General features: G+C 68.5%; 12 protein-coding genes and 2 pseudogenes. 7 read left to right on the top strand and 7 right to left on the bottom strand.

From position 1 onward, the window contains the following. Positions 1-34 precede the first annotated feature (34 nt). Positions 35-1,315, top strand: coding sequence for an IS701 family transposase (locus tag Sri02f_RS32050; protein ID WP_109004828.1), 1,281 nt, complete (start codon positions 35-37; stop codon positions 1,313-1,315). Between the two features lie 154 nt (positions 1,316-1,469). Here Sri02f_RS32050 and Sri02f_RS32055 read toward each other — a convergent pair whose 3' ends face one another. Further along, complete coding sequence (locus tag Sri02f_RS32055) at positions 1,470-2,021, bottom strand: hypothetical protein (protein ID WP_109004829.1); 552 nt, start codon at positions 2,019-2,021, stop codon at positions 1,470-1,472. 93 nt (positions 2,022-2,114) lie between these two features. Between Sri02f_RS32055 and Sri02f_RS32060 the strand changes: the two are divergent. After that, positions 2,115-2,884, top strand: a pseudogene (locus Sri02f_RS32060) (transposase). A 131-nt stretch (positions 2,885-3,015) separates the two neighbouring features. Here the strand turns inward: Sri02f_RS32060 and Sri02f_RS32065 are convergent. The 3 genes from Sri02f_RS32065 to Sri02f_RS43160 are packed head-to-tail and all read right to left on the bottom strand — an operon-like array spanning position 3,016 to position 7,870. After that, complete coding sequence (locus tag Sri02f_RS32065) at positions 3,016-3,528, bottom strand: hypothetical protein (protein ID WP_245970900.1); 513 nt, start codon at positions 3,526-3,528, stop codon at positions 3,016-3,018. Continuing rightward, the gene (locus Sri02f_RS43700) at positions 3,525-7,718 is read right to left on the bottom strand and encodes an RHS repeat-associated core domain-containing protein (RefSeq protein ID WP_307721055.1); all 4,194 of its coding nucleotides are present in this window, start codon (positions 7,716-7,718) and stop codon (positions 3,525-3,527) included. Before Sri02f_RS43700 ends, Sri02f_RS32065 begins: the two co-directional genes overlap by 4 nt. Next, the gene (locus Sri02f_RS43160; protein ID WP_307721056.1) at positions 7,610-7,870 is read right to left on the bottom strand and encodes a transposase family protein; all 261 of its coding nucleotides are present in this window, start codon (positions 7,868-7,870) and stop codon (positions 7,610-7,612) included. Before Sri02f_RS43160 ends, Sri02f_RS43700 begins: the two co-directional genes overlap by 109 nt. Here Sri02f_RS43160 and Sri02f_RS43705 point away from each other — a divergent pair. From Sri02f_RS43705 to Sri02f_RS32075, 3 genes and pseudogenes are all read left to right on the top strand, one after another. Then, on the top strand, positions 7,835-7,963 hold the full coding sequence (locus Sri02f_RS43705) for a hypothetical protein (RefSeq protein WP_281261909.1): 129 nt from the start codon (positions 7,835-7,837) through the stop codon (positions 7,961-7,963). The genes Sri02f_RS43160 and Sri02f_RS43705 overlap by 36 nt on opposite strands. Positions 7,964-8,607: 644 nt before the next feature. Continuing rightward, positions 8,608-8,949, top strand: a pseudogene (locus Sri02f_RS44420) (N-acetylmuramoyl-L-alanine amidase); the annotation flags it as partial. Between the two features lie 345 nt (positions 8,950-9,294). Next, positions 9,295-10,791: an N-acetylmuramoyl-L-alanine amidase gene (locus Sri02f_RS32075; RefSeq protein ID WP_307721057.1), complete on the top strand. Its 1,497-nt coding sequence runs from the start codon at positions 9,295-9,297 to the stop codon at positions 10,789-10,791. A gap of 168 nt (positions 10,792-10,959) precedes the next feature. Here the strand turns inward: Sri02f_RS32075 and Sri02f_RS32080 are convergent, their stop codons facing one another. The 3 genes from Sri02f_RS32080 to Sri02f_RS32090 all read right to left on the bottom strand — a co-directional run bounded on the left by Sri02f_RS32080 (position 10,960) and on the right by Sri02f_RS32090 (position 14,321). Further along, positions 10,960-12,837 carry an N-acetylmuramoyl-L-alanine amidase gene (locus Sri02f_RS32080; RefSeq protein ID WP_109004940.1) on the bottom strand — a complete coding sequence of 626 codons (1,878 nt, stop codon included), beginning with the start codon at positions 12,835-12,837 and terminating at the stop codon, positions 10,960-10,962. Positions 12,838-13,098: 261 nt separating this feature from the next. Then, a complete protein-coding gene (locus Sri02f_RS32085) occupies positions 13,099-14,016 on the bottom strand; it encodes an IS3 family transposase (protein ID WP_109004831.1) in 918 nt (305 codons plus the stop codon). Next, positions 14,013-14,321 (bottom strand): transposase, encoded by a 309-nt coding sequence (locus tag Sri02f_RS32090; RefSeq protein ID WP_245970903.1) that lies wholly within the window; start codon positions 14,319-14,321, stop codon positions 14,013-14,015. Before Sri02f_RS32090 ends, Sri02f_RS32085 begins: the two co-directional genes overlap by 4 nt. A gap of 231 nt (positions 14,322-14,552) precedes the next feature. On the opposite strand from Sri02f_RS32090, the gene Sri02f_RS32095 reads away from it, so the two are divergent. Both Sri02f_RS32095 and pcaDC read left to right on the top strand, forming a co-directional pair. Next, complete coding sequence (locus Sri02f_RS32095) at positions 14,553-15,020, top strand: transposase (RefSeq protein ID WP_245970904.1); 468 nt, start codon at positions 14,553-14,555, stop codon at positions 15,018-15,020. Between the two features lie 32 nt (positions 15,021-15,052). Beyond that, a complete protein-coding gene (gene pcaDC, locus Sri02f_RS32100; protein WP_109004833.1) occupies positions 15,053-16,381 on the top strand; it encodes a bifunctional 3-oxoadipate enol-lactonase/4-carboxymuconolactone decarboxylase PcaDC in 1,329 nt (442 codons plus the stop codon). Positions 16,382-16,385: the final 4 nt, after the last annotated feature.

Here is a 16,385-nt window from a genome sequence, read left to right on the forward strand (position 1 = left end):
TCGTGTTCGGCCTGTTCTCGGGCATGTTGGATGGATGGACGCACATGAAGTGAACCGTGTCCGGGCGAAGTTGGCGTTGTACGTGGCTGATGTGTTCGCCTCGGTGCCGCGCAAGGACCAGCGGGCCAAGGGCGACTGCTATCTGCGGGGACTGATGCTGGACGGCCGCCGCAAGTCGATCCAGGCGATGGCCTCGCGGCTGCCGGACGGCAACGAACAGAACCTGCAGCAGTTCGTGAACCAGTCCACCTGGGACCCGGTGCCCGTGCAGCGGCGGATAGCAGAGCGCATGCTGCCGCTGATCAACCCGACGGCCTGGGTGATCGACGACGTGTCGATGCCCAAGGACGGCCGGATGTCGGCCGGGGTGGCTCCGCAGTACTGCGGAGCCCTGGGCAAACGCGCCAACTGCCAGGTCGCCGTCAGCGTCCACGCCGCGACGGACACCGCGTCCTGCCCGCTGCAGTGGCGGCTGTTCCTGCCCAGGGAGTGGGCCGCGGACACCGAACGCCGCACCGCCACCCGTGTCCCGCCCGAGGTCGGGCACCGCGAGAAGTGGCGGCTGGCGCTGGACATGCTCGACACCCTGGCGGGCTGGGGCATGAGCCCGCCGGTCGTGGTGGCCGATGCCGCCTACGGCGCCAATGCCCACCTGCGGGCCGGCCTCGCAGAGCGGGGGATCGACTATGTGCTGGCCATCCGCGCGGACGTGAGCGCCCATCCGTTCGACGTGAAGCCGGTGACCCCGGAGCGCAAGGGCCCGGTCGGCTGCTGGCCCCAGCCCCGCTACCGCCACCGGGCACCCTCGGTTGCGGCCCTGGCGGCCGGGCTCGGGCAGGAGGCGTTCACCTCCCTCACCTGGCGGCAGGGCTCGCGAGGAGAATTACGGTCCCGCTTCGCCGCCGTGCGTGTCCGCCCGGCCGGCAAGGCCGTCGAGCGTCCGATCCGGGCTACCGCATCGGCCGAACAGGGCTGGTGGGACGGCATCCTGCCCGACTGCTGGCTGCTGATCGAGTGGCCCGAGGACGCCGAGGCGCCCACCGACTACTGGCTCTCCAACCTGCCGGCCGACACCCCGATCGCCGACCTGGTCCGCCTGGCCAAAGTCCGCTGGCGCATCGAGCACGACTACCGCGAACTCAAACACGGCCTGGGCCTGGACCACTTCGAAGGCCGCTCCTGGCCCGGCTGGCACCACCACGTCACCCTCGTGACCGCCGCCCACGCCTTCCTCACCGAACAGCGACTGGCCCCAAAAGCACCCACACCGGGCTCACTCTCTACCAGACCCTCGACGCCCTCCAAGACGTCCTGAGGTGCTGGACCGGCATCTGCACCACCTGCCACCAGCCCCTGCCCAGCAGGGGCCACACGACACCAAGACCGAGACAGACCTAACGGAGTCCTACGCTGTCCCGCAAAAGATCTTGGCTCCGAGTACGGAGCAGCCTGAAGAGTCGGCGAGGTGCTCAGCCGGTGGTTCGTGAGGTGTTCAGGGACCGGGCGAAGTCGGCGAGTGCGCGAAAGTCGTTCTCCCGTAGGCCGATCCGCGGGTTGACGTGGTGGAGGAGCCCGGGACCTTCATGGTGAGCGGTCACGTACGTCTGATCCAGCTCGCTCTGCTCGTCGTCCACCCAGGCGAAAGGACGGCCGCCTGCGTAGTCCACCAGCGGCCCGGTCTTCCAGTGGACCCCATCAGGGCGTTCCCGGAGTAGGACGTCGCCAAAGTCCACAAAGGGGAGTTCCGGAAGGCCGAGGACCGGTGCGATCCACCGGTTGGCGTCGTCCATCCATGTGGTGGCCCAGCACAGCTCGAAGCCGAGCCGGAGCAGGGTTCGTCCGTGCTCCGGGTTGAGCCAGACACGTAGGGGGCGTCGTCGGGACGAGAGGCCCCTGTCGTCCTCGTGGGCGTCGTTCCGAGGGACTCTGAGTGTGGTGTAGCCGTCGGGACGCCTCTCCGGCTTGGCCGCGTAAGGGTTGAGCGGCCCGTCCACGTCGAGGAACAGCAGTGGTCGGTTCACGGTTTCCCCCCGTCTTGCGCACTGTGGACTGCCCCGATCAGCGTAACTGTGGGATTGTCTCGACATTGGGTCGGCCTGAGTGATGATCATGGTGTGGCGAGTGTGATCACGGCATCGGAGCCGTCCTGGATAGCCCCGTTCGCGGGGCTGAGCCCGCGCTGCTTCGGCAAACTGCTGACCACGCTGCGGCGCGATGGAGCAGATGTGGTCCACCGAGGCCGGCCGTGGAGTCTGCCGCTGGAGGACCGGGTGTTGCTGGTCACGGCCTACTGGCGCACCAATCTGACGTTGCGGCAGCTTGCTCCGTTGTTCGGCGTCTCGAAGTCGACGGCCAGCCGAGTCATCAACCACCTCGGACCCCTGCTCGCACTCCAGCCCCGTAAGCGGTTTGCCAAGGGCACCGTGCTCATCGTGGACGGCACCCTGGCGCCCACCCGCGACCACACGATTGCGAGCGGTCGAAGAACTACCGGTACTCCACCAACCATCAGGTCGTCATTGACGCCGACACCCGCCTGGTCGTCGTGGTCGGCCGGCCACTCGCCGGGAACCGCAACGACTGCAAGGCATGGGAGGAGTCCGGCGCCAAGGCCGCCGTCGGCAACACCCCGACCATCGCCGACGGCGGATACCCGGGAACCGGACTCGTCATCCCACACCGCCGACAGCGCGGCCAGAGTGACCTCCCGGACTGGAAAGAGCAGCACAACAAGACCCACAAGCAGGTCCGGGCCCGTATCGAGCACGTCTTCGCCCGCATGAAGACCTGGAAGGTCCTCCGCGACTGCCGCCTCAAAGGCGACGGCGTCCACCACGCCATGCTCGGCATCGCCCGGATGCACAACCTCGCTCTCGCCGGATAGGCAAGCGGGCCGCCCGGCGGCCCGCGGCCCGAGGCGACTTCAAGATCTTTACGGGACAGCCCTTAGGGCTGACGGATTACCCGACCAGGAATTCCGTTCACTCGCGGATTTCGAGATCGGTTGAGCTACGGCTACTCACTGCAGTGGAGTTGCGCGTCGATTTGTTTGGCGGTCATGGGACCGTCGCGGGTCCAATACTTGCCCGGTTCCACTTTCGCGCTCTCGATCGTACGCAGGGCGAAGACGTCGTCGCGACCATCGCCCGTCGGATCCGTGTAGCTCACTCCGATGTTGGGCGGAATGGAGGACTTGCTGGGTTTTTCTGAGTGCTTCGCGAAGCCCTCTCCGGACCAAAGCGTGATGAGACCCTTCCGGGTGGATGTCGAGTTCGGTCCTGAGGCGGACCACACGACGCGCGGATTCTCGTGCTTGACATCGTCGAAGTCGTAGACCTCAACGCGCCTGATTTCATCCGCGGGGCACATGGGTATCTTGACGAAGATCGCGTCGCCCTCGACCCGTGCCCCGAACTCCGGCGGGTCGGCTGGATCCGATGGAAACATGCCGCAGCCGGATGCTCCCAACAGTGCGATCACGGTCAGGAGACCTGACAAGATGCCCTGCTGCCGCGTGGAACGAATCACCGGTAGCACTGTGTGTATCCTCCCTGTCCCCAGTCGGCCAACCGCTCCCACCGGTTGCGGCAGGGATTACTGCCTGCTCGCAAGTAGCGGATGCCGAAACCAAGACCATAGCGCAGCCATTGGGACCTGTGCCTCTTTTCGTGAGCAATCCGGGCCCTTGAGAGGAAGTCGGAATTATTCGACGTGAAATAGGTGGTTCCGAGTGTTGTGCCACCGCGCGCATGCAGACCCCATCCGCCGACGCACGTTCTCATGCCGTAGCGGTAGCTGCACTTGTAGCCCATGAGGCGGCCGGCGCCTGCTAGCCCGTATCCCAGTGCTCGGGCTCCGGCGCGTCTCACCTTCTTGTAGCGCCAGAACTTCCAGCTCCATCGCTTGCCGTCAAGGTCGAATTGGTTGACGGGGTCGCTGGGGTAGACGTAGGCGTTGGCGCTGCCGCCGGGGACGGGGTCGGTGGAGAGGAAGCGACCGGTGGTGGTGTTGTAGAGGCGGACGCCCATCAGGGTGAGTCCGGTGGGGGTTTCGCTGGAGCGGGTTTTGCCACCGAGCCAGCCGTAACGGGTGGGCTGTTGGCCGGGTCGGGGGTTGCCGTATTCGTCGGCGTCCAGAACGGTCGGGGCAACAGCGGTGTCCAGGGGGAGCTGGAGGGTGATGTCACCGTGAAGGTTGGCGAGTTGCAGGACGGTGCCGCCGGTTTTGGTGCTGGTGGCGGCGAGGTCGCCTGCGGGGCCGTCGATGTTGCGGGTGAGGTTGCCGCTGGTGTCTTCGCTGATCCAGCGAGGGCTGTCGCTGTCGGAGTCGTAGTGGTTGGTCTTCGCGGCTGTCTGGGTCCAGGTGCCGGAGGTGTTGGTCTCAGTGGTCCAGCTGCGGAAGCGCAGGTTGGAGTCGAGGGTCCAGGTCTGGCGCTGGGTACCGGCAGTCTGCTGCTGCGCGAGGTCGTTGTTGTAGTAGGCGAGGGTGGCGCCGGGAAGGGTGGCCGTGCGGCCGAGGTTGTCGTAGACGTAGCCGGTGTCGACGAGCCGGTCGGCGCTGTCGTAGGCGTAGCCGGTAGTGGTGGCGCCCGTGGTGGTGCAGTCGAGGCCGACGCCGGCAGCGGCGGTGGCCAGGGACTTGCGGTTGCTGTTCTTGTCGAAGGTGTAGGTGCGGGTGGTGCACACCGCATCGGCACCGGTGTCCTGGACCTGGGTCAGGCGTCCGGTGTTGTCGTAGGTGTAGCCCTGGGAGGCGGTGACGCCGGGGGTGCCTCCGTGGGTGACGATCTGGCTGTGGGTGTTCTCGCTGACCGTGTCGGCTGCCAGGACGGTGCCGTCGCTGGTGCGGGTGTAGGTGCGGGCGGTTGCTGAGCCGGTGGTGTCCTGCTCGTCGCTCTGGGTGTAGCCGCCGGGCAGGGTCTGAGTGGCCAGGTCACCGTCGGCGTCGTAGCGGGCGGTGAAGGTGCCGGCGACCGAGTCGGTGACCGAGGTGGTCAGACCGCGCGGGTCGATGGCGGTGTCGTAGGTGTAGGTGGTCGTCGAGGGCACCGTGTCGGTGACCTTCGAGGGGCGGTTCAGGGCGTCGTACTCGGTGGTGGTGGTGGCCGCGTCGGCGTCGGTATAGGTGAGCTGACGGCCGAGCTGGTCAAAGGTCTTGCTGATGGTGCCGCCGGCGGTGGAGGTCTGCTTGTTCGCCAGACCGGTCGCCGGGTCATAGCCGGTGGTGGTGGCCGGGACGGCCGTGCCGAGACCGCCGGTGACGGTGACGGTGGTCGGACGGCCTGCGCCGTCGTAGCCGTTGGCAGTAGTGCGGGTGGTGCTGTTGGCGGTCTCGGTGACCTTGGCTATCTGTCCCTCGACCGCGTACTCGGTGGTCTTGGTCGGCAGCTGGGTCGGGTTGGAGCCGCCCCCGGTGATCGCTGCGACCGGTCCGGTCTGGCAGACCATGTCCGCCCATTCCGGGCGGCCGTTGCAGGTGCCCGTGCCGGTGGCGGAGTAGTAGGTGGTCTGCGTCGCGCCCGCGTCGGAGCCGGTGGAGGCGGGCAGGGCGGTCTTGATGACCCGTCCCTGGTCGTCGTAAGTGGTGGTCGTCGTCAGCGCCAGCCCGCCCGGGTCCTGGGTGCTGGTGGTGGCCACGCCCTTGGCCCAGTCGAAACCGGTCGCGACCACGCGCGGGTCGGCGGCCAGGGTCGGCCAGGCCCGCAGCTGGGCAGCGGTGGTCTCCTTGGTGACCTGGTCCTTGACCGCGGCGGTGCCGTCGGTGGGGCGGCCGCTGTCGTATTCCTTGAGGGTCTGGGTGCGGGCGATGACCTTGCTGCCGGCCTGTGCGACGGTCGTGGTGCCGCTGAGCAGCTTGGCGGCGAGCACGACCTGGTGGATCGGGCCGTCCTCTTCCACCTCGCGGGTGCCGGTGTCGTTGTAGACGCTGGTGGTCGACAGCAGCTGGGCCCGCTCGGCCGAGGCGAGGTTGCTGATGCCCAGCCCGGTCAGTTCCGTCTTCTGGGCCGCGGTCGTCCCCAGGGCCAGTTCGCGGTTGCCCGCGGTCAGCGACCGGATCGTGTTGCCGAACTGGTCGTACTCGGTGACCGTGACGTGGTGGCCGGGGGTTGCTTCGTTGACCTCACGGCCGGAGTCGTCCAGGTAGTGGATACCGGCCCGGGTGTAGGAGCCGGCGCTCAGGGCGCTGCCGTCGTTGCCGGCGGGCACCTGGTCGGCGGGGAAGACTGCGGTGGCGTCGCTGGGGAGGTCGGTCTGTCCCCATGAGGCAAGGGCCGAAGTCCCGAGGTCCTCCGGCGCGGTGGAGCCGGTCAGCGGCAGGCCGTAGACGATGCTGGTGGCGGCCGTGCCGTTGGTCTGGCCGGCGCTGCCCGGTGTGAGCGTCGGGCGGGAGGCCTTCAGCAGCATGCCGGTGCCGGCCGCCGGGTTGGATCCTGCCTGTCCGTAGGTGAACGTCCACGGCAGCTGTCCGGCCGGGGTCAAGGTGGTGACGCGACCGGCGTCGTCGTAGGTGTAGGCGGTCTTCAGCGGGGGGCTCACACGGGGGTCCCACTGCTCACGCAGCCGGCCGCTGGCGTCGTAGGCGTAGGACGCAATGGTCTGCACCGTGGACAAAGAGGCCCCGGGCGCGGTCGACCACAGCTTGATCGCCGAGACCTGGTCCTTGACGTCTCCCAGCGCGGAACCGGATGCCGTGGTGGCGGTGGCGTAGACGAACTCCAGCACCCGGCAGCCCTTGGTCGACGGGTCGGTCGCGCATGCCGAGGCAGCGACAGCAGACGTCGGGGCGATGAGGAGCTTGGGGCGGGAGGTCTTGGTCTCGCCAACTGTGACCGGCTCGCTGACGGTGGTGGTCGTGGTGTTGGCCAGGCCCGTCAGGTAGGAGGTGGAGGCGTTCCACAAGGTGGTGCTGCCGCTCACCGCTGTGAAGGTGGTGACCTCGCCGTCGGAGCTCTTCAGGGTGAAGCTGCTGCTGAAGCTGCCGGTGAGCTCGTAGTCTTCGGCGCCAACTTCGGGGATCCAGCCGGTCTTCGCCGCGTTCTGGGTGAAGTTCAGGCGGGTGTCATCGCCCGCTGCCCCGACACTCACCGAAGTCGCGGCGGTTTTGGCCAGCCCCGTCCACGGGATGGACGTCTGGGCGCCGTAGAGCCATTCCTTGCCGAAGATCGGCGCCTGCTGACCAGCGCCGATGCCCGCTTGCGGGGAACGTGAGGAGGCGGTGCGGTCAACCGACAGGCCGAAGTAGGACGCATCGTTGTCGGAGAGCGTGTAGTCACCGGTCAGCAGGTTCACCGAGCCCGGCCCCACCTCCTCGCTCGCTGCGCCGTCGGCGCCACGGTCGATGGTGGCGTTGACGGGGTCGGACGAGGCGGACGCACTCGAGGGACCCGTGAAGTCGGCCCGGATCTGCACGGCCCCGTCCGGGTTGACGGTGGAGGTGGCGTTCCACGTCAGCTTCGGGCTCTTGCCGCTGGTCAGAGCCACCGGCCAGGCGGACAGCGGCTGGCCTGCGAGGGTCACGTCACCGGCCGGGATGACGGTCCAGGTGTCGGCCTCGCCACGGCGCCAGGAGAAGGTGGCCTGGGTGAACTTCGATGCGTCCGCCTCGGCGGTCAGCGGCAGACGGGCGGCGGTGCGGGCCAGGTCCAAAGCGTCGTCGCCGATTCGGGACAGCAGCCGCCGGACCGTCGTTTCCGCAGGTAGAAACCGTTTGGGTCGCACGCGACGTGTTCGAGTATGTGGGGCGTAGCGTCGGTGATCCATTCGCCGACCGCCAGCAGCGACGTCGACCCCGCCAGCACCGCGCAGGCGACCAGGGCAAGGACGCCGACCAGTGCGTGGCGCACTCCACGGGGATCACGCGGATCGGGCACTCGGGCGAGGCGGCTCAGCAGTCCGGGCAGTTCTTCCTGCGCGACCTCTGGATGCTCGCGGAGTTGGTCAAGGGCAGGCGGGATCAGCGATGATGCTTCGGTAGGCGCGGTCTTCCAGGCAGGTCACGGGGCGTCGAGAACTCCGTGATCTTGGAAGCCGTGCCTGTTCCGCTCTCCCTGACCGAACAACCTGGCGGACCGTCAGGAACCGGATGCCCGGCGACTACGCCGAAGCCCTGCTCCACAACCCGAAACCTGATGGGTGACCAACGGCCAGGTTTCCCCATAGGGCCCGTCAAGCTGACGGGCCCTATCTCGGCAAGGGCAAGCGGCCACCCCAGACTCGCCGGCCACACGGGACTGCGACCCTGGCGCTGGGAGGTCCCGGCCGTCGGGCTGCTCGCGGCCGGACGACGGCCGCCCTACCGGTCGGCGGGACGTTACTTACCTGGCTTCCGGAGACCCTGCACGCGGACAAGGTGCTGAGGGCCCGTCCTGGACAGGTCGAGACCAGCATGCATCGGGGACCGTAGTCGACAGCAACCCCGCCCTCATCAGGGCTAGTTGGCAATGTAGATTCCCTTCTCGGACCCAGGCGACCGAGATACGCGCTGCCTTCTGTGGGTCCGTCATCTGTAGATCCGACTGTGCATGGGGTGGGCTGCGTGAAGCGGCGTGTGGTGTGGGGTGCGGTGGCTGTGGCTACCGCGGTGTCAGCAGGAGTAGTCGTCGTCAAGATGGGGGACGTTCCTGGCTCGAATTCGGAGGCGAAGGGGCTAGGGGAGCCGGTAGTGACACATGTACGTTCGACCGCTCTGGGTGCCGATGACGCCGGCCGGGTCTCGCTGAGCCAGCGTGATGTCGAACCGTTCAGCATGCTGCGGCTGTCGTGGGACGACCCTCGGGCGCGTCTTCAAAGTCAGGTCGAGACCCGGGTCCATACGGTGGAGACTCAGAAGTGGTCTTCCTGGGTGACGCTGGACTCGGACGGTGGAGGCGGGGAGGACACTCCGCGCAAAGGGATGCGAGGGGCCACGGACCCGGCTTGGTTCGGCCCGTCGGACGGAGTGGAGATAAAGATCGCCGCCGACGGCACGTTGCCGGATGGGCTGCGGTTGGACGTGGTCGATCCCGGTGCCTCCCCTCACGCGGGGATGGAGGCAGCGGCCTACGTGATGGCGGGGGAGAGCCCTGAGCCCGATGACACGCCCGCCGACCCTGTCGCGTCCTCAACCTCCCCGGTGGAGACGCTCGAGCCCTCAGCGACACCGTCCACGCCGGAGGACGAAACGTCGGCCACCCCCGCACCTACTGCCTCGGAGGCTTCTCCGCAGGTCAGTCCGTCTCTTCCGACGTCGGCAGTGCCCTCGACGTCGCAGACGCCCACGGCGTCGCCGAGCACGACGGCCGGACCTACGTCGACCGTGCCGCGGCCCTCCATCGTGAGCCGGGCGGACTGGGGAGCGGACGAGTCCCTCAACAACGATGCCCCCGAGTACGGCACGACCATCAACGCCGTGTTCATCCACCACACTGCCCAGACCAACACGTATTCCTGCGCCGACTCCCCGGCCATCGTGCGGGGCCTACGCGCCCTGCATCTGAACCAGGGCTGGAAGGACATCGGCTACAACTTCGTCGTCGACAAGTGCGGCACGATCTTCGAGGGCCGTAAAGGCGGCGTCGACCGGCCGGTGATCGGTGCGCAGGCCGAGGGATTCAACACCAACACCACGGGCATTGCCGTCATCGGCACCTACACGACCGATGATGCCCCCAACGCGGCAAAAGCCTCTTTGGCCCGCCTGGCGGCTTGGAAGCTCGGCCAGTACAAGGTGGATCCCCTGGGGAAGGTGACGCTGACGGCCGGCAAGGCCAACGGCAAGTTCGCACTCGGGCAGTCCGCAGTCTTCAACCGGGTCTCCGGCCACCGCGACGCCTACGCAACAGAATGCCCGGGCACGACCCTGTACAACCAGTTGCCGACCCTGCGCGCCTGGGCCGCCGGCCCCGTCGCCGGACTCGCCATCAAGACGGTCACCGGCGCGAGCCTGTCGGGGAGCACCTACCTGACCAAGGGATCCATCACCGTCAACTGGACTGCCACCACGCCGACCTCCCTCATAACGAAGTACGAGGTCCTCGTCGACGGCAAGAGTGTCGCCGCCAAGACCGGGACCGCAACCTCCGCAGCCGTCACCCTCGCGGCCGGCGGCCACACCGTGCAGGTCCGCGCGACCCACCAGTCCGGCAAGACCACCACCACATCCAGCATTGCGGTGACGGCGGAGACCGCCCCGCCGGTGTTCAGCACCAAGCCGACGCTGTCCCTTCGTACGGGAACCGTCGACACCACCGCCGTCCCGGTCACCCTCGCCTGGAAGGCCACCGACGCCGCGGGCCTGAAGGAGGTCCGCCTGACCGCCCCCGCAGCGAAGACATACGGTCCCACAACGGCGAGCGCCCCGCTCACTGCCAAGTCCGGCGCGGCCACCTCCTTCAGCCTCACCGCCCAGGACCTGGCGGGCAACACCGCCGCCGCTGCGACGTCGGGCACTCCGGTGATCGTCCAGGAGACGGCCGCCACGAAGACCGGCACCTGGACCAACAAGGCGTCCAGCAGCTACCTCGGCGGCGCCTCGCTCAGCAGTTCCGCGAAGAACGCCTCACTGAGCTGGACGTTCACCGGCCGCTCGGTGGCCTGGATCGTCTCGCGCGCCGCCACCTCGGGACAAGCCGTCATCTACGTCGACGGAACCAAGACCGCGACCGTCGACCTGAAGTCGAGCGCCACGGCCTACCGCAACGCCCTCTGGACCAAGAGCTGGTCCTCCGCCGGCAAGCACACCGTAAAGATCGTTGTCTCCGCGACGAGCGGGCGTCCTGCCGTCACCACCGACGGCATCGCCTACCTGCGGTAGGAGCCTGAAGAACGCAACCGCACCCTCGGCAAAACCGAAAGGGCTCGTGCCCGACCAAGGTCGGGCACGAGCCCTTTCGTTTCGTGGGGTTCTCCCGCTGGTCAGCGCACGAGCGGTACGCCGTTTTCCCGAGGACACCACTGCGGGTGGTCTGGGATCAGGCGCGGGCTATGCGGTCGGTGTCGGAGCGACGGTGGTGGCGGTGACGTCGCCTTCGTAGACCAGGGCGGTGCGGTGGTTGTACTCGATGGTGTACATGGACTTGCCGCCGATGACGACGGTGCCGCTGGACTTGAAGTAGTCGTCGGTGGGAGCGGCAGGCGCCGTGGAGACGTAAGCCTGACCAGACGGGATGGTGTACATGCTCAACGCAGCCTGGGTGGACGGTGACAGACCCGCGGGGTACTCGGCGGCGTCGGGGTAGCTGGAGCCGTAGACCTTGACGGGCGGGCCGACGGAGGTCTGGCCGCCCTTGACGATGGTCACGCCGTTGGCGGGGATGGTGTTGGAGCCGCCTGGGTTGTGGAACCAGACCTTGGTGCCGCTGTACCAGATCGCGGTCCAGTCGCCGCTCTTGTCAGCGACGACGAACTGCTGGCCGGCCTGGACGGTGCTTCCCCAGCCGTTGATGCGGTCGGTACCGACGGCGCCGGGGTGGACTGCCTGGTCGCCGAACAGCGGTGCCGCCTCGCTGGGGGCGGTGCGCAGGTAGACGAAGTTGGACGGCTGCTCCCCGCGTGTGCACGTGGTGATGGCTCCGGTCGGATCGTCGGCGGGGCAGATCTGGACGGTCTGCTGGTTGCCGGCGAAGCCGGGGGCGAGGGTCACCACCGACCCGACATCGCCGACTCCGTGCTCACCGGTGATCGGGGCGCCGACCAGGGCCATGAAGTGCTCCCAGTCCCAGGACGGGCCCGGGTCCCAGTGCATACCGGACACGGTCCCCGAGGTCGGGCCAACAACGTTGTCGTGGCCGACGATGTGCTGCCGGTCCAGCGGGATACCGAACCGCCCCGCCAGATACTTCACCAGGTCCGCGGTCGCCTCGTACTGCGCCTCGGTGTACCAGGTCGCGCCGTGCGCGGCGTATCCCTCGTGCTCGATGCCGACGGAGTGCATGTTCGTCGAGTAGTTGCCCGCGTGGAAGGCGAGGTCCTTCAGGGGCACCATCTGCGTCACCGCGCCGTCCGCGGACCGCATCACGTAGTGCGCGGCTCCGCCGCCGGGGGTCTGGAAGGTGGTGATGGTCGAGGCGTACGAGGACTCGGTGTCGTGGATGACGATCGAGTCGATCCTGATGCCGTTGGCCGGCCGGTTGGACACCTGGCCGTTGGAGGCCGCCGTCGGCACGAACGTGCAGTCCACCGTCGGGGGGCACTCGGTGCTGGTCACCGTCGCCGAGGTCAAGGGCAGCCGGGACAACTGGCCGGTGTCCGGGCTGACCTGGGGGTCGGCCGTCAGCGTCACGCGCTGCCCGTCCGCCGTGGTGCGCCCGGCGCCCTTCTTCAGGGTGGCGAAGACGCGGTCGGCGAAGGCCCGCGCGCCTTGCCGCCCGGTCGGCTGGCTGTAGCGCGCCACGGCTGCGTACCACTGCCCCGGATCGGCTGAGGACCGGTCGCCGACCGTCTTCTGGTACGAGGCCAGAAGCGCCGCCCCACCGCGGATGTTCGCTGCCGCGTCGGTGCGCAGCCGCTGTTCCGAAAGCCCGGTCAGCCGTGCCGCCGCCTGCAACGTGTGCAACGCCGGATCCGTGGCGGTCCTCGCCAGATCCGCCCGGCCCGCCGCACCGGCGTCCCCGGCGGCCAGCATGGATGCCGTCACGTCCGTCAGATGCATCGGACCGTACCCGCCACCAGCGCTGTGCCCGCCGGCATGCGCGTCCCATGCCGACTCCTGATAGGCCACCGCCAGCAAAACCCGCTCCGGCACATCGAATTCCGCCGCCGCAGCCGCGAAATCCTTTTGTCGTACCACCCCGCCGGGGATCTTCCCCATCGTCGCCTGTGCTGCCGCAGGAACGGCAATGGTCCCGGCTATCGCCAGCATCGCCACCGCCAGCAAAAGCGGCCGACGTCGTGAGACATCCCGTCGGCGCAGTTCTGTCTCTGTCGTAATCAAGGATCCCCGAATCTCCATTGAAGGGACACCGCGGCCCTTTAATGGCGCTGTTTGACACGTAACAAGCCGTTCTGAACGCGCGCACATTCATCACGCAAGATGCATTTGCCGCTTTTATGTCAAAGCTCAGCCGGCATCCGGCCGCACTCGGCCCGGACTGAGGTTCCCCCGTCACGCGGGAGGTGCTGATCAGCTGGTCAGAGAGGGTTGACGGGTGTTCAGATTCGTTGGATCGGCCGTCGTCTGCTCGGCGTAGTGCTTCTCCTCGAACTCGATCGGGCTGAGGAAGCCGAGCCGTTCCTGGATGCGGCGGGAGTTGTAGAAACCGTCGATGTACTCGAAGAGCGCGAGGTTCGCCTCGGCACGTGTGGCGAAGACCCGGCCGCGCACGCACTCCGTCTTGATCAGCATCCACAGGTTCTCCGCGAGCGCGTTGTCGAACGAGTCCCCGACCGACCCCATGGACGCCTGAACTCCCGCTCGCACCAGACGAGTTGTGAGCTTGATGGACGTGTACTGACAGCCGTGGTCGGCGTGATGGACGAGCTTGCCGGGCTCGGCCTCGCGGGACGCGAGGGCGTACTCCAGCGTGGTCAGGACCAGGTCGGCGTCCGCGCGGGCAGAGGTCTCCCAGGCCACCACCCGGCGGGAGAACGCGTCCCGGATCGCCGAGAGCCACAACGGTCCCTCGCCGGTCGGGATCATTGTCAGGTCGGTGACCCACAGCCGGTTCGGCGCCGGTGCGGTGAAGTCCCGCTCGACCAGGTCCGGGGCGGGCGTGGCCTTCGGATCCCGGCGCGTGAAGCCCTTGCGCCGCGGGCTGACGTCCGCGATGTCGGCCTCGCGCATCAGGCGTTCGGCCCGTTTGCGGCCGACATGGACGCCCTCGCGTTTCAGCACAGCGTGCACGCGCGGCGAGCCGTAGTTGCCGCCGGACTCCGCGTGGATCTCCTTGATCCGCTCGGTCAGCTCGACGTCGCGGCGACGCCGTTCGCACGGCTCCTTCTCCGCGCGGCGCCAGCGGTAGTAGGTGGAGGAGGCGATGTGCAGTTCCCGCAGTACGCGCTCGACCCCCAGGCGGGGATGCTCGTCGAGGAGCCCCGTCACCTGGGCCGGGTCGGGTCGAGCTGCGCCGCGAAAAAAGCCGAGGCCGTCCGCAGCACGTCGTTGGCCCGCTTGAGCTGGGCGTTCTCCTTGCGCAGCGCCACGAGCTCGGCCCGCTCGTCAGTGGTGAGCCGGTCGTCGCGCTCGCCGGCATCGGCCTCGGCCTGCCGGATCCAGCCCCGCAGGGCCTCCGGGTGCACACCGAGATCGACGGCCAGCTTCTTGATCTGCGGCTTCGGCTCGGAGGCCCGGTACATCCGCACCGCACGCTCACGCAACTCCAGCGAGTACTTCCTGGGGGCAGCCATGGTCGATGTTCCTCTCATGAGAACCATCTGACCCTCTGTCAACACACTCCGCATCTCGGGGGAACCTCAACCCAGGCGATCAACCAACTCAAAGCCGTCCTGGTCATCGCCGACCCCGCCCTGCGGGAACGGTTGTCGAGCCTGGGCAACGCCGAGCTGTTCCGCACCTGCGCGACCCTCAGCCCGCCCGATGGTGGGGGAGACGAGGACGCGGTGGCCCAGGCCACCCACATGACGTTACGCATACTCGCCGAGCGCATCGAGCAGCTCACCGGGCAGATCGATGAGCTGTACCGGCGCCTGACCCTGCTCGTCGAACGCCACGCCCCGCAGCTGCTCGTACCGGTGGGCATCGGCCCGGACAGCGCCGTCACTCTCCTGATCACCATGGGAGACAATCCCGAGCGGCTGAACACCGAGGCGTCCTTTGCTGCCCTTTGCGGAGTCAGCCCCATCGAGTACTCCTCCGGCCGTCGGAGCACGCGCCGGCTCAACTACAGCGGCGACCGGCAGGCCAACGCCGCCCTGCACCGCATCGTGTTCACCCGGCTGCGCTTCGACTCCCGCACCCAGGCGTACCACGAACGCCGCACCCAGGAGGGCAAGACCCGACGTGAGATCATCCGATGCCTCAAGCGATATGCAGCCCGCGAGGTCTTCAACCTGGTCAGACCGGTTTCCCGTACCCCCGCGTTATAGGGGCGTCTGTGAGACGTGAGAGGGTCTGGGGCGTGAGTGAGACACCGTCGAACACCCTGCAATACCGCTTTGACGGGCCAGAAGAGGCTCCCGTCCTGATCCTCGGTCCCTCACTGGGTACCACATGGCACATGTGGGACCGCCAGGTTCCCGAACTGGCCCAGCAGTGGCGGGTGTTCCGGTTCGACCTGCCGGGCCACGGCGGCGCCCCGGCCTACCCGGCGGGTTCGGTCGCCGATCTGGCCGCCCGGCTGCTCGCCACCCTCGACGGGCTCGGAGTGCAGCGCTTCGGCTACGCGGGCTGTGCGCTCGGCGGCGCGGTGGGCGTGGAGCTGGCCCTGCGGCACCCCGAACGCGTCGCCTCCCTCGCGCTGATCGCGGCCTCGCCGCGGTTCGGCACGGCCGACGAGTTCCGTCAGCGCGGCGTGATCGTGCGCACCAACGGCCTCGACCCCATCGCCCGCACCTCGCCCGACCGCTGGTTCACCGGCGGCTTCGCCGCCGCGCAGCCGGCGATCACCGAGTGGGCCGTGCAGATGGTGCGCACCACCGACCCCGGCTGCTACATCGCGGCCTGCGAGGCCCTGGCGGCGTTCGACGTGCGGGCGGAGATCGGCCTCGTCGGCGCGCCGACCCTGGTCCTCGTCGGCTCCGACGACCAGGTCACCGGCCCCGCCGAGGCGCGCACCCTGGTGGCCGGCATCCCGGACGCCCGCCTCGCCGTCGTGCCGGGCGCCTCGCACCTGGTCCCGGTGGAGCAGCCGACGGCCGTCACCGACCTGCTGGTCCGGCACTTCTCCACCGCCTGGCAGCCCGCCTACGACTCCGCCACCGGCCAGACGGCGGTCCCGGGCATCCCCGTCAGAGCGCTGCCGAACACGCCCCAGCAGTCCCAGCAGGTGCAGCAGCCTCCGCAGCCGCTGGCCATCGCGGAGATCGCGCCGGCCCCGATTGCGCAACCGCCGCAGGCCATGGGCCGCCCCGACCCCTACGACGCGGGTCTGAAGGTGCGCCGCGAGGTTCTCGGCGACGCCCATGTCGACCGGGCGCTGGCACAGGCCGACGACTTCTCGGGCGACTTCCAGGAGTTCGTCACCCGCTATGCCTGGGGCGAGATCTGGGGCCGTCCCGGCCTCGACCGGCGCTCCCGCTCCTGCGTCACGCTCACCGCGCTGGTCGCGGGCGGCCACCTGGAGGAGCTCGCCTTCCACACGCGGGCCGCGCTGCGCAACGGCCTCACCCCGGAGGAGATCAAGGAGGTCCTGCTCCAGGCGGCCGTGTACTGCGGTGTGCCGGCGGCCAACAGCGCGTTCCGGGTGGCGCAGCAGGTCATCCGGGACGAGACGACGCCCACCGAGTGAGCAG

Source organism: Streptomyces rishiriensis (assembly GCF_003112535.1).
Taxonomy (GTDB): Bacteria; Actinomycetota; Actinomycetes; order Streptomycetales; family Streptomycetaceae; genus Streptomyces; species Streptomyces rishiriensis.